This is a genomic window from Vreelandella nanhaiensis, assembly GCF_003990185.1.
Taxonomy (GTDB): Bacteria; Pseudomonadota; Gammaproteobacteria; order Pseudomonadales; family Halomonadaceae; genus Vreelandella; species Vreelandella nanhaiensis.
The window spans coordinates 670515-682188 of record NZ_RZHF01000004.1; the positions used below are offsets into that span (position 1 = coordinate 670515).

An 11674-nucleotide genomic window follows, 5' to 3' on the forward strand; every position below is an offset into this window, starting at 1 on the left:
GTAGTTTTCTACCAAGGGTTGACCTGACGCAAAAAGTCTGTAGAATACGCCTCACGTTGATGCGGGGTGGAGCAGTCTGGTAGCTCGTCGGGCTCATAACCCGAAGGTCATCGGTTCAAATCCGGTCCCCGCTACCATCTTCGATAAAAAAGCCGCCACCGAAAGGTAGCGGCTTTTTTTATGCTTAATAGCGAACGTAGCGTAACAAAGCTCGTCGGGCTCATAACCCGAAGGTCATCGGTTCGCTTTTATTTCAAGATCAGCGGTCCCCGCTACCATCTTCATCAAAAAAGCCGTTACCGAAAGATAGCGGCTTTTTTTGTGCCTGTACGATAGTGCACTCACCAGTCTTCAAAGCGCTTGCCATCTTTAACGAACAGTGAAGGTGCGCGCTCTTCGCTCTTTTGACCTTCGATAATCACCCGGCGTACGGCTTGAATATGGCAATAGTTGCCTGCATATCATAGGTAACAGTCTTTTCATCTTTGGATACCGAGCCGACCCATGCCGATTATTGACCCCCGCTCAGGTAAACCGCTAACGGCGGATACCGGAAACACTACCGCGACCGACTCAAATGCCGAGCGCGCACCTGTTCGCCCTGAAGACGTAATCATTGAACTGGATGCGAGCAATATTCAGCAGGTGCTGGAAGCCTCGATGCAGGTGCCGGTATTGCTGGGCTGCTATTCGCCTGCCGACAGCAGCTGCAGCACGCTATTGCCGGTGCTGGAAAAGCTGGCGGTTGAATATGCGGGCGCCTTCCTGCTTGGCAAGCTGAACGTGGAAGCCAATCCGGAGATTTCTGCCCAGCTTGGCGTGCGCGCATTGCCGGACGTCAAATTGGTGAGCCAGGGTGGCCTTGTGGATAATTTCCAGGGCGCCCTGCCTGAAAAAGAGGTCCGCGAATGGTTAGGACGTTATTTCCCAGCCCCTGCCGAGGCGCCGGAAAGCCCCGAAGAGCAGGCTGAAGCAGCCCTTGAGCAAGGCGATGCCGCGACAGCTCGTGAGATCTATCAGAGTCTAATCACTCAATACCCCGAGTACTACGCCTACCAGGTAGCCCTTGCCCGCGCACTGGTGGCCGAAGGGCGCAGTGAAGAAGCGCGTAGCGTACTCGACAACCTGCCCCCAGAAGAGCGCGATGCGCCAGCGGCCCGTGGCGTACGCGCCAGCATTGAATTCAGCGAACGCGCCCTTTCCTCAGAAGACATAGCAGCACTCGGCGAGCGTAATGACAGCGAAGCGCAGTTCCAGCGGGCGCTTCGCCAGGTGGCTGACGGACAGTATGACGCGGGGCTTGAAGCTCTGCTGTCGCTAATGAAACAGGATCGCGCCTATAACGACGATGCGGCCCGCAAGACATTGCTGCAGGTGTTTGATGCGCTAGGTGCCGATCATCCGCTGACCGTCGCCTATCGTCGTAAGCTGTTTGCCTTGCTTTACTAAGCCTCTTTCTTGAGCAGCTTATCCATCCTCGCCAGGGCGTTTCCCAGCTGAGACGCCGTGGTGCCAAAGTTAAGCCGTAAAAAGCCGGGGCAGCCAAACGCTGTCCCGTCGGAAAGCGCTACCCCCGCCTGTTCTTTAAGGGTTTGATAGGGCGTATCACCTAGACCTGCCTCGCGCATGTCCAGCCATGCTAGATAGGTAGCTTCTGGTGACGCCAAGTACACTCCTGGCCAGTTAGCCACATGAGCTTCAAGCGTGGCGCGATGCTGGCGTAAGACCTCAAGCAGCGCTTGTCTCCAGGGCTCACCGTCACGGTAAGCGGCCTCGGCGGCAACAAGCCCTAGAACGTTGACATCCGGCAACAGCCCTTTACAGGCGTCGGCAAACCGCTGGCGCACCTTAAGGTCAGGAATAACCGCACAGGCACTGCTTAGCCCCGCCAGGTTAAAGGTCTTAGAAGGCGCCCAAAGGGTAATCGTGCGCTTGGCAAGCTGGGGAAACATGGCCGCCAGCGGCCGATGACGGGCGTTTTTATCCAGCAGCAAGTCGCAGTGAAGCTCGTCCGAGACGACCCACAGATCGTGCTGCTCTATCAGCTCCGCCAGCGGTGCAAGCTCTTCGCGCCGCCAAACCCGCCCCGTAGGGTTATGCGGATGACACCAGAGCAACAGCCGCGTTTGGGGAGTGATGGCCGCCTTGATTGCCTCGATATTCAGCTGCCATGGCTCATCAGACATCTGAGGAGCGGCCAGCATGGCTTGCTGGGCTAAACGTCCGGTCCGCTTGGCTACGGCTAGAAACGGCGGGTAAATGGGCGCTACCGTCAACACCCCATCGCCTGGTCTGGTTAATGCCAATGTTGCGAAGTGCAGGGCCGGCACCACCCCCGGCAGCCAGTGCTGCCAATCAGAATCGATTGCCCAATCGTAGTGCGCCGCACTCCATTCGCACAGCGTTTGAGTTAATGTAGCAGGCACTTCACCATATCCGTATACGCCGTGAGCCACGCGCTCCTCAAGTGCCTTGATCACCGCAGGCGGCGAGCAAAAATCCATATCGGCGACCCAAAGCGGCAGTACCTCACTAGGATAGCGGTGCCATTTTTGCGACGAGAAGCCCCCTTCGGGGTGGCGTCGCTCGACAGGCGTGGCAAAATCAAATGCCATAACACATCTCACTTTTGACAAAGGGGTGGTAACGAGCATGCCGCAAGAAGACTTTTATACCCAAATGCGCGCTGGCTTATCGGCACTATTGCGGCAGTGGCAGGCCCTTGGCCAGGCAGATGCTGACCAGTTGGCTCTCATATTGGCGGAGACCGCCCGGGTTGCCAAGCTGGGCGAACCTGATGCAACGCCCGATGGCGCAACGCTTGCCCACTGGAGCCAGATCCAAACCGGCGACATACCGCTATGGGCACCGCGCACGGCCGTATTTCTGCTCAATCAGATGCCAGCAAAGCCGACGCCGCAAAGCGACGCTGAAGCCTGCGCCTGGGCTTACTGCTGGCTGCGCAACCGCTCGTTTGATTCGCTGCAGGCCGCGCGCGACGGGCTGCCTGAGCATTTGAAAGCCCCGCTACAGGACGCTCTGGAGGCTGCCTGGCGCGATCAGCAGGGGCTGCGCCTGGTATAAGCCTTGAATATCAGCGCTTGGGACGACGGGATTTGGGCTTGAAGCCCGCAGGCTTTGTGGAAAGCCACTCGACGAAATGGCGTACCTCCTCGTTCGCCAGTAGTGCCTCGCGGCTGGCAAACTGGTCAGCCAGCTCGCGCTCGCTGTAGAGCCTGTGAATATGCCGGTGACAGGCATGGCATAGCCAAAGAATCGCCGTTAACCTCTCTTCTCTTGAGTAGCGCTTTCGGTAGCGCGGCTTGTTGTGCAGCGCCCGTGGAATCAGGTGGTGCTTGGTCAACGGCGCTGCTCGCTTACAAAGCTCGCACTGCTCGGGCCTTGGTGGGGGCGAAAGCGCATGCCCTGATGGGGAAGCAACATCCACGACGACTCTGCTCTCCTGGATAGGGTGGCTGCAAAATAACTAAAACAGTCTTTAATCAATTATAAGGATAGTCATTTATGCTGGAAGTTCCGATTAGCTGGCAGCTTGCCAAAGGGGCGGTATCTGTCGCCATGGTGCTGGGCCTGGGGGTAATTGCCGTGCGGGTAAGCCCACGGGTGGCGGGGCTTTTAGCGGGCTATCCGCTGGGTACGGCGCTGGCGCTTTTCTTTATCGGTCTTGAGATCTCGCCGCTGTTCGCCGCCCAAAGCGCCGTGCATACGCTGGCCGGTTTTACCGCTACCATGGCGCTGGGGGCAGGCTATTGGCTATGCGGGCGCAGGCCTGGGTTGCGGGGACTTTTGGCTGGCACCGCCGGTGGCTTTACCGCCTGGTTTGGCGTCAGCCTAGTGCTGGCCCAGTTCGATTTCACCCGGCTTACGGGTACGCTGGTGACACTTTGCGCCATTGTTCTCTTCAGCTGGCTTTTCCGGCGTATACCGGACAGCCGGGCCACCACTCGAGCGCCTTTTTCGTGGGGTGCGCTGTGTATACGCGCCCTGCTGGCCACGCTGATCGTGTTCGCCATCACCACCCTTGCCCACTGGGTGCCGTCTGCCTGGGCGGGAACGCTGGCGGCCTTTCCGATCACCATGCTGCCTTTCTTGCTAATCCTGCACTTAAGCCAGGGACCTGCACCTACCGCCACTGTCATCAAGCATTACCCGATGGGCCTTGGCTCACTACTGTGCTATGCCCTGTCCGTCTCGTTTACCTATGAAAGCTGGGGGCTCGCCTTGGGTACGCTGGTGGGGTTTGGAGTGGCCACGTTGTGGCTTATCGGCTGGATGCAGGCGCAGCGCTGGCTCGCTCAACGGCGAGGGACACTCAGGCAAACCACTTGACCAAGCGCTTGCTTGGGGCAATCCTGAACGCTCAACCAATAACAAGGCACTGACCATGTTCACCCGCACCATTGAGCCCGCTTTCTACGATACCGATGCGCTGGGGCATATCAACAATACGCGCCTGCCCGCCTGGTTCGAGCTGGCGCGAAACGACCTTTTCAAGCTGTTTACACCAGACCTTAATCCCAAGCGGTGGCGTTTGATCATGGCCCGCATGGAAGTCGACTATCGTGCTGAACTGTTTTACGGTCACGATATCGAACTATTTACCTACTTGACGCGTTTGGGCAACAGTTCGTTTACGGTTACCCAGGAGGCACGCCAGCACGGCAAGCTGACAAACCTTGGCCACACCGTCATGGTGCAGTACGACCATCAGGCTAAATGCGCCGTTCCTATCGAAGGCGAGCTACGCGATGCACTGTCAGCTCATCTACAGGATGCGCCCGCCTGACCCACCGCCCCGCTGGCCGGGGCTACCAGGAGTATCTTATGGCCATCCGCTATAATCTCTGGCTAGATCCTGACAATACCGCTCAGCACCGCGCCGTTGAAGCTGACCTCGAGCGCTACTTTATGGAACGTTTTGCAGACTATCCGCATATCCGCTTGTTCGGGGCGGACCCTTACGATTATGATGCCCCGTTCAACCGCCTTTATGACGCGCTAATGGCGCGAGCCGCCGAGTACTGCGAACGCACGTGGTGCTATGTAGCCTCCCCTGAGCAGCTTAATCGCTGCTTTTTCCGTGCTGTTGGCCGCTCCAATAAATTTGTTCAAGACGACCGTTCGTGAGAGACCAACCCAATGGTGATTCGCACCAACCAGGCGCCCGATGAGCGTCAGCTGGCGATTATTACCCAGCAGTTAGGCCGCGCACCGCGCGGTATCGAAGCCGTTACCGCCACCGATGGCGAAGGCACGCCGCTGGTGCTGCGCATGGCGCCAATTGTAGATGGCAAACCTTTCCCGACGCTTTACTGGCTCTGCTCTGATGTACTCAAAGTGGAAATCTCGCGTATCGAAGCCGTAGGCGTTATCAAATCTCTTGAACAACGCCTTCAGGAAGAGCCCGAGTTTCTTGAGGCTTACCAGCAGAGCCATCGCGATTATGTAAAAGCTCGCTGGGATTACATGAGCGATGCCCAGCGTGCCGAGATCGACCGGCTGGGATACACTGATGTGCTGACCGAACGTGGCGTTGGCGGCATCAGCAACTGGCAGCAGGTACGCTGCCTGCATACCCAGTATGCCCACCATTTATGTGGCAACAATGTAATTGGTCAGTGGATGGATGAGCACCATCAGATAGACCAGTATTTGCCCTAATACCCTTGATTCACCGGTAGTAAGGAATTTAACCAATGTCCCGATTCTGCGTTTATCTCGGCTCACGTGAGGGCAATAGTCCTGCGTTTCGTCAGGCTGCCAATGCGCTGGGCACGGCGCTGGCCCAGCGCGGCCATACCCTGGTTTATGGTGGTGCACGTCTTGGCCTGATGGGCGAGCTGGCCAACGCGACGCTGGCCGCCGGGGGCCAGGTGATTGGCGTGATGCCCGACCATCTGGTGGAGCGTGAACAGGCGCACTTTGGCTTAACCGAGCTTATCCGCGTTGCCAACATGCATGAGCGCAAAGCCACCATGGCCGCCAATGCCGATGCCTTTATCGCCATGCCCGGCGGTATCGGTACGTTTGAAGAGCTGTTTGAAATTTGGACCTGGGGCTATCTGGGGCTGCATGAGAAACCCATGGGGCTTTTGAACACCGATGATTTTTACGGGCCGCTACTGACGTTTTTGGACAATACCGTAGGCCACGGCTTCCTAGCCCAGCCCACCCGCGACATGCTGCAGGATGCGCAAACGCCCAAGGCGTTGCTTGACGCGCTGGAAGCTCAGCTATAGCGGTGTTTAAACGAAAGGCGCAACGCATCTGCGCAGCAGGATTAGCGCGTGGTCAGTTGGCGGGTACGCTGGTAGGTAAGCTGTAAAAGACGAGCGTCTTCGCCGGCACGGTGGCGGTTGATATCGCTTTCATCAATAACACTTTCTTTTGTGCTACTCCACAACGCCTGCTGCTCTTCGCTCAACAGGATACGCAGCGCCTCTAGGCGAAAGCGCGGCAGCATGCCTGCATGATGAAACAGCAGCGATAGCCAGGTATTGTCATACCCCCAGCTGTCACTGTAGGCCTTGCCCAGGCTGCTCAGCTCATCGTTGAGCCACTGCGCCACCTGGCGCACCGGGTAGCCTTCCTGAAGCAGTCGCTCGCGGGAGATGCCATGTAAAAGCTCGGCTTTTGGATCCCAGTGCGTCCACTCCTGCTGCGGTTGAATAAGAAACGCGCAGCAGCTGCCGTCAGCACGTGCAATGCCAACTTCTATCGGGTAGCTGCCACGCCCGAATCCGGACGCTTCAATATCTAATACAGTAGGTAGCGTCTCGGACACTGACTTCCTCATTCAATCTTGGTACGCGGTCATCGCTCGGCGACACGTTATGCAGCGGCTATGTTGGCAACCTGCTTGCGTTCAGCCAAACGCTGCCAATAGGCAGCCTGAGCCGCATCAGCCGCCAAACCAAGCTCACCTAACCGGTAGGCGCGGGCCAGCCGTTCAGCGGCGGAGTTATGGCCCGCCTGCGCCGCTCTTGCATACCACGTTACTGCATAATCTTCGCGACGCGGATACTGTACGCAACCGTGCTCGTAGATCTGGGCGACCTGATACTGCGACTTTACATCTCCAGACTGGGCGGCTTCTACCACATAGCGCGCACCGCGCGCCTTGTCCTGCGGTGACAGACTGCGGTGAAACAGCATATGCCCGTAAACAGACAGTGCATCCGGATGCCCCGCGTCAGCACAGCGTTTGAACAAACGCATGGTGAAACGCTGGGTGCGCGGAGAACGCGGCAACAGCCACCGATTTTGAAATAGCCGTTCGGCCAAGCGAAACTCTAGCCGAGTAAACAACGATGATGCCTGCGGCATGGCAAACCACCCTGCCAGTTTGTTAAGAACTTTGATTAGCATTCACTACGAAATTTGAGTGCCAACCACACGAGAAACCAGCGTTTGGCCGGTCAATGGGCTGGCAAGCATACGCCTGCCTTTGCGACGACTCAACCCCATTGATTTGCTGCTTTCAAATAGCCTCGCTAACATGCCCCTCACACGCCGTAATAAATCACCACAATAAACGCATATCCTGTGGCACTACTGCCTTAACGAGGAGATCAAAATGCAAACGCGCCCACTCGGCCGAACGGGAATAGAGGTCAGCCGACTTTGTCTGGGTACCATGACTTTTGGCGAGCAAAACAGCGAAGCGGAGGCTCATGAGCAGCTGGACCGCGCCGTCGCCTTTGGTATTAATTTTATCGATACCGCCGAGATGTACCCGGTGCCACCCAAGGCCGACACCCAAGGGTTGACCGAATCGTATATCGGCAGCTGGCTGAAACAGCGCGGCGAGCGTGACGACGTCATTATCGCCACTAAGGCCGTTGGTCCGGGGCCCGAGCATATCCGGGGTGGCCCGCGCATGACACGCGCCCATATTCATCAGGCGATTGATGCAAGTCTTGGCCGCCTGCAGACCGACTATGTTGACCTTTACCAACTTCACTGGCCGGACCGCAATACCAACTTCTTCGGCAAGCTGGGTTACGTACATCAGGATGACGAAGATGCCACTCCCCTAGAAGAAACCCTTTCAGCGCTTAAAGAGCTGGTGGATGCGGGTAAAGTGCGATCAATTGGTCTATCCAACGATACGCCCTGGGGCGTGATGCGGTCGCTTTACCTGGCGGAGAAAATGGACCTGCCCCGCGTGGCATCGGTCCAGAACCCTTATAACCTGCTTAACCGCTCATTTGAAGTGGGCCTGGCGGAAATCGCTCATCGCGAAGACGTTGGGCTGCTGGCCTACTCGCCGCTGGGATTTGGCGTGCTCTCGGGTAAATACCTTGAGGGTGCCCGGCCAGAAAAAGGTCGTCTGACGCTCTATGAGCGCTTCAAGCGCTACACCTCGCCCGAGGCGGAAGCCGCCACGCAGGCTTACGTCAACCTGGCACGTGAGCACGGGCTTGATCCGGCCCAAATGGCACTGGCGTTTGTCAATTCGCGCAGCTTTTTGACCAGTAATATTATCGGCGCCACCACCATGGATCAGTTGGAGAGCAACTTGGCAAGCGAGAGTCTCAAGCTGGATGATGAAGTGCTCACAGCGATTGACGATATTCACCGCAGGATGTCCAACCCCTGCCCTTAAGTACGTATATAAGCACTATTGAAGCGATAGCCTCGGCCAACGCCGAGGCTTGGTATACTGTTGGCCACTTGTTCTTATCAAACTTTACGTCGGCCGCAGGAGCTCTCGATGCTGAGCGTTATTTCACCCGCCAAAACGCTGGATTTTGAAACCCCCTCTACGACTCATCATGTTACCCAGCCCGACTTTCTTACCGAAAGCCAGGGGTTGATTGATATTCTACGCGAATACTCCCCCCAACAGATCAGCGAGCTAATGGGTATCAGCGATAAACTGGCCGGTCTTAATGCAGCACGCTTTGCCGAGTGGGAGCCGCCCTTTTCACTGGATAATGCCAAGCCCGCCGCTCAAGCGTTCCAAGGCGATGTCTATACCGGATTGGAAGCCGATACCTTTAGCAAGACGGAAAATCACTTTGCTCAAACGCATCTGCGCATTCTTTCGGGTTTATATGGGCTGCTCCGGCCGCTGGATTTGATTCAGGCCTACCGACTGGAAATGGGCACCAAGCTTGCCAATAACGCGGGCAAAGACCTTTACGCCTACTGGAAGCCGACGCTGACGAAAGCGCTTGATGAAGCCATCGCAGCCAGCGGCTCCAAAGAGCTGGTAAATCTGGCGTCCAACGAGTATTTCAAAGCGGTGGATACCAAGAAGCTTGATGCGCGAATTATTACACCTGTTTTCAAAGATGAAAAAAACGGCTCTTTTAAAATCATCAGCTTCTACGCCAAGAAAGCGCGCGGCCTGATGAGCGCATGGATCATTCGTGAGCAGGTCAACACGCCCGAAGCGTTGCAAGATTTCAATGTAGCGGGTTATCGCTTTGACGCTGCCGCTTCAGAAAATAACACTTTGGTGTTTACCCGCCGTGAAGCAGACCGTTCGTAGCCTTTGAACGAAAAGCCAAGAAACACTTAGAAAAACGTAAGAGTGCGTGCCGAGCGAGGTTTTAAAAACTGCTGGTGCGCCTCTTTAAATAACGCTGTATCGCACTGTCGAAGCCACTCATAGGCCACCATATCGGCGGAGACGGATATCGCTCCCTGCTGACACGCCCGCTCGCGAGCCAGCGTGGCTTCTTCCCGGCGGCGGCTCGCCGTTGCCTCACTTAACCAGTACACCTGATAGCCTGCTTCCAGCAAGCCAAGTGCGCTCTGCAAGACACAGATATGCGCCTCGGCCCCACATATCACGATCTGCTGTTTAGTACTGGCACTTAATGCCTGACTAAAGACGGTATCTTCCATGGCGCTAAAGTGCTGTTTTTGCCAGCAGCGATATTCCGTTAGCGGCTGCAGTAGCGTAGGTGCCGTTTTCCCCAGCTTCTCAGGTAACTGTTCGGTTATCCACACCGGGACGTCAAGCCGCTCGGCAACTTGTGCAAGCCAACCCGCCTCGGTTATTACCTGCTGCTCACCGTCAATCACCGGTAGAAGCCCCGTTTGAAGATCGACAATTAATAGCAGACTCTTCTCTCGATATAGGCGCATACTGCTTCTCCATCTTATTATTTTAACCCAGAAGTCTTAGGCACTTTTTTCACGCAATGATTAAGCGTAAAGGCTAAAATATCGCCTCACAACTTTACTCTGATAAATGCCTCTTACAACTCAAAAGGAGCACGCCATGCTACGACAACTATTTATTATGCTGCTGGTCAGCACGCTAGGCTTTGGTTTGGCAATTGAATCAGCCGATGCGCGGCGTATGGGGGGCGGTAGCAACATGGGCAGCGTTTCGCGCTCGGCCGACCGCCCTGCGGCAACGCAGCAGGCTCAAAACACGCAAAAGGCTCCAGCAGGCGCTGCTACATCCCGCGGTGGCATGGGCGGCATGATGGGCGGCCTGTTAGCCGGAGGGCTTTTAGCCGCACTATTTTTTGGCGGCGCGTTTGATGGGCTGCGCCTGATGGATTTCATCATGATCATCGGAGTGGCCGCACTGGCGTTTATAGCGCTTCGCGCCATGCGCGCTCAACGTCCGGCAACGGCAGCTCAAGGCCACGCACAGCAACGCACCCCCGCACAGCCTATCAATACAGCAGCATCGTCCGGCGCTTCCAGCCAGTTTGGCACAACACCCGAGTGGTTTGATAAAGAACGCTTCTTAAGCGGTGCTAAAGAGCACTTCATGACGCTTCAACGCGCCTGGGATAACAACGACTTCACGCTTATTCAAGAGTATGTCACGCCCGAGCTTTACAACCTGCTGCGCGAAGAGCGCGCCCAGCAGCCTGCCAATAATCGTACTGAGGTGGTACGCCTGTTTGCCGAACTTGGCGACATTACAGAACTTGATAATCGCGCTGAGGCGACCGTTATCTTTCACGGTATTCTGGAGGAAAACGATCAGCAGACCGATTTCAATGAAACCTGGCACCTGACTCGTACCATGCAGAATGATGCGCCCTGGTACCTACAAGGCATTGAGCAAAACCCGAGCGTTTAAACATATCGGTTCAACGCCTTTCGCAGTCAGAACGTAAAACAGCCGCCAATTACTTAGCGGCTGTTTTTTTTATAGCATTATGACGACAGGCATGGCCGATTAATCTTCGGCTGCATCCTGGATGTTCTCACCAGCTTCTTCGATGCTTTCGCCAGCGTTGTCCATGCTCTCATCAATGCTCTCTCCCGCTTCTTCTGCAGGCCCCTGATCATTATCGCAGGCTACCAAACCACCTGCTAATAAAGCGATCAGGGCGGCAATCAATAGTGTTTTCACCAGTTGTCCATTCATCGTTCTTCTCCTTGTGAAATAGCGTTTTGGTGCTTTTGCATCATACGTTCTCTTTTGGATCAAACCAATACTGTCACTATTTCATGGCGGCTGCTTAATCGATGGGTATAAACGAGTGAGGTGTGAGGTGTGAGGTGTGAGGTGTGAGGTGTGAGGTGTGAGGTGTGAGGTGGACAAGGATAAGGCTCCTGCCAAGCACGTTCTATTGACGATCCACCACTCACTCCCCCACGGCTCTTCCTTAGCCTTTCACCTGCTTTTCTTTCGCGCACACAAAAAACCCAGCCGGGTGGCTGGGTTCTT

At 56.0% G+C, this 11674-nt stretch carries 16 protein-coding genes and 1 tRNA gene; 11 read left to right on the top strand and 6 right to left on the bottom strand.

What is annotated here, in order from left to right:
• Positions 1 to 60 precede the first annotated feature (60 nt).
• Positions 61 to 137 (top strand) — tRNA-Met (locus tag ELY38_RS03530).
• Between the two features lie 367 nt (positions 138 to 504).
• Positions 505 to 1449 (top strand): co-chaperone YbbN, encoded by a 945-nt coding sequence (locus ELY38_RS03535; protein ID WP_127060109.1) that lies wholly within the window; start codon positions 505 to 507, stop codon positions 1447 to 1449.
• Here the strand turns inward: ELY38_RS03535 and ELY38_RS03540 are convergent.
• Entirely contained in the window at positions 1446 to 2615 is a 1170-nt protein-coding gene (locus tag ELY38_RS03540; RefSeq protein WP_127060110.1) for a MalY/PatB family protein, read from the bottom strand. The two genes, ELY38_RS03535 and ELY38_RS03540, sit on opposite strands and share 4 nt — an antisense overlap.
• 37 nt (positions 2616 to 2652) lie before the next feature.
• Between ELY38_RS03540 and ELY38_RS03545 the strand changes: the two genes are divergently transcribed.
• Positions 2653 to 3084 carry a hypothetical protein gene (locus tag ELY38_RS03545; RefSeq protein ID WP_127060111.1) on the top strand — a complete coding sequence of 144 codons (432 nt, stop codon included), beginning with the start codon at positions 2653 to 2655 and terminating at the stop codon, positions 3082 to 3084.
• 10 nt (positions 3085 to 3094) lie between these two features.
• Here ELY38_RS03545 and ELY38_RS03550 read toward each other — a convergent pair whose 3' ends face one another.
• On the bottom strand, positions 3095 to 3448 hold the full coding sequence (locus ELY38_RS03550; RefSeq protein ID WP_127060112.1) for a hypothetical protein: 354 nt from the start codon (positions 3446 to 3448) through the stop codon (positions 3095 to 3097).
• 77 nt (positions 3449 to 3525) lie between these two features.
• Here ELY38_RS03550 and ELY38_RS03555 point away from each other — a divergent pair, with 77 nt between their 5' ends.
• Genes ELY38_RS03555 through ELY38_RS03575 form a run of 5 tightly spaced genes read left to right on the top strand, consistent with a single transcriptional unit; the run spans position 3526 to position 6260 of the window.
• Positions 3526 to 4350, top strand: a complete 825-nt coding sequence (locus ELY38_RS03555) for a hypothetical protein (protein WP_127060113.1) — start codon at positions 3526 to 3528, stop codon at positions 4348 to 4350.
• Between the two features lie 55 nt (positions 4351 to 4405).
• Positions 4406 to 4807 carry an acyl-CoA thioesterase gene (locus ELY38_RS03560; protein ID WP_127060114.1) on the top strand — a complete coding sequence of 134 codons (402 nt, stop codon included), beginning with the start codon at positions 4406 to 4408 and terminating at the stop codon, positions 4805 to 4807.
• Positions 4808 to 4845: 38 nt separating this feature from the next.
• Complete coding sequence (locus ELY38_RS03565) at positions 4846 to 5148, top strand: hypothetical protein (protein WP_127060115.1); 303 nt, start codon at positions 4846 to 4848, stop codon at positions 5146 to 5148.
• Positions 5149 to 5160: 12 nt separating this feature from the next.
• On the top strand, positions 5161 to 5682 hold the full coding sequence (locus tag ELY38_RS03570) for a DUF501 domain-containing protein (RefSeq protein ID WP_127060116.1): 522 nt from the start codon (positions 5161 to 5163) through the stop codon (positions 5680 to 5682).
• A gap of 35 nt (positions 5683 to 5717) precedes the next feature.
• Positions 5718 to 6260, top strand: coding sequence for an LOG family protein (locus ELY38_RS03575; RefSeq protein ID WP_127060117.1), 543 nt, complete (start codon positions 5718 to 5720; stop codon positions 6258 to 6260).
• Between the two features lie 41 nt (positions 6261 to 6301).
• Here the strand turns inward: ELY38_RS03575 and ELY38_RS03580 are convergent, their stop codons facing one another.
• A complete protein-coding gene (locus ELY38_RS03580; RefSeq protein WP_127060118.1) occupies positions 6302 to 6805 on the bottom strand; it encodes a 3'-5' exonuclease family protein in 504 nt (167 codons plus the stop codon).
• Positions 6806 to 6852: 47 nt separating this feature from the next.
• Positions 6853 to 7347, bottom strand: a complete 495-nt coding sequence (locus ELY38_RS03585) for a tetratricopeptide repeat protein (protein ID WP_127060119.1) — start codon at positions 7345 to 7347, stop codon at positions 6853 to 6855.
• A gap of 250 nt (positions 7348 to 7597) precedes the next feature.
• Between ELY38_RS03585 and ELY38_RS03590 the strand changes: the two genes are divergently transcribed.
• Together ELY38_RS03590 and yaaA are read left to right on the top strand one after the other, a co-directional pair.
• Positions 7598 to 8629, top strand: a complete 1032-nt coding sequence (locus ELY38_RS03590) for an NADP(H)-dependent aldo-keto reductase (protein WP_127060120.1) — start codon at positions 7598 to 7600, stop codon at positions 8627 to 8629.
• Between the two features lie 108 nt (positions 8630 to 8737).
• Positions 8738 to 9520 carry a peroxide stress protein YaaA gene (yaaA, locus tag ELY38_RS03595; protein WP_127060121.1) on the top strand — a complete coding sequence of 261 codons (783 nt, stop codon included), beginning with the start codon at positions 8738 to 8740 and terminating at the stop codon, positions 9518 to 9520.
• 26 nt (positions 9521 to 9546) lie between these two features.
• Here yaaA and ELY38_RS03600 read toward each other — a convergent pair whose 3' ends face one another.
• Entirely contained in the window at positions 9547 to 10122 is a 576-nt protein-coding gene (locus ELY38_RS03600) for an isochorismatase family protein (RefSeq protein ID WP_127060122.1), read from the bottom strand.
• Between the two features lie 136 nt (positions 10123 to 10258).
• Between ELY38_RS03600 and ELY38_RS03605 the strand changes: the two genes are divergently transcribed.
• Positions 10259 to 11080, top strand: a complete 822-nt coding sequence (locus tag ELY38_RS03605; RefSeq protein ID WP_127060123.1) for a Tim44 domain-containing protein — start codon at positions 10259 to 10261, stop codon at positions 11078 to 11080.
• 99 nt (positions 11081 to 11179) lie between these two features.
• On the opposite strand, the gene ELY38_RS03610 is transcribed toward ELY38_RS03605, so the two are convergent.
• Positions 11180 to 11371 carry a hypothetical protein gene (locus tag ELY38_RS03610; RefSeq protein WP_127060124.1) on the bottom strand — a complete coding sequence of 64 codons (192 nt, stop codon included), beginning with the start codon at positions 11369 to 11371 and terminating at the stop codon, positions 11180 to 11182.
• Positions 11372 to 11674 lie beyond the last annotated feature (303 nt).

What these genes read in the sequence shown, in the direction of transcription:
- ELY38_RS03570 (WP_127060116.1), top strand. Translation starts at nt 5,161, where the DNA reads ATGGTGATTCGCACCAACCAGGCGCCCGATGAGCGTCAGCTGGCGATT.
- ELY38_RS03590 (WP_127060120.1), top strand. Translation starts at nt 7,598, where the DNA reads ATGCAAACGCGCCCACTCGGCCGAACGGGAATAGAGGTCAGCCGACTT.
- ELY38_RS03565 (WP_127060115.1), top strand. Translation starts at nt 4,846, where the DNA reads ATGGCCATCCGCTATAATCTCTGGCTAGATCCTGACAATACCGCTCAG.
- yaaA (WP_127060121.1), top strand. Translation starts at nt 8,738, where the DNA reads ATGCTGAGCGTTATTTCACCCGCCAAAACGCTGGATTTTGAAACCCCC.
- ELY38_RS03585 (WP_127060119.1), bottom strand. Translation starts at nt 7,347, where the DNA reads ATGCCGCAGGCATCATCGTTGTTTACTCGGCTAGAGTTTCGCTTGGCC.
- ELY38_RS03545 (WP_127060111.1), top strand. Translation starts at nt 2,653, where the DNA reads ATGCCGCAAGAAGACTTTTATACCCAAATGCGCGCTGGCTTATCGGCA.
- ELY38_RS03610 (WP_127060124.1), bottom strand. Translation starts at nt 11,371, where the DNA reads ATGAATGGACAACTGGTGAAAACACTATTGATTGCCGCCCTGATCGCT.
- ELY38_RS03600 (WP_127060122.1), bottom strand. Translation starts at nt 10,122, where the DNA reads ATGCGCCTATATCGAGAGAAGAGTCTGCTATTAATTGTCGATCTTCAA.
- ELY38_RS03560 (WP_127060114.1), top strand. Translation starts at nt 4,406, where the DNA reads ATGTTCACCCGCACCATTGAGCCCGCTTTCTACGATACCGATGCGCTG.
- ELY38_RS03605 (WP_127060123.1), top strand. Translation starts at nt 10,259, where the DNA reads ATGCTACGACAACTATTTATTATGCTGCTGGTCAGCACGCTAGGCTTT.
- ELY38_RS03540 (WP_127060110.1), bottom strand. Translation starts at nt 2,615, where the DNA reads ATGGCATTTGATTTTGCCACGCCTGTCGAGCGACGCCACCCCGAAGGG.
- ELY38_RS03575 (WP_127060117.1), top strand. Translation starts at nt 5,718, where the DNA reads ATGTCCCGATTCTGCGTTTATCTCGGCTCACGTGAGGGCAATAGTCCT.
- ELY38_RS03555 (WP_127060113.1), top strand. Translation starts at nt 3,526, where the DNA reads ATGCTGGAAGTTCCGATTAGCTGGCAGCTTGCCAAAGGGGCGGTATCT.
- ELY38_RS03535 (WP_127060109.1), top strand. Translation starts at nt 505, where the DNA reads ATGCCGATTATTGACCCCCGCTCAGGTAAACCGCTAACGGCGGATACC.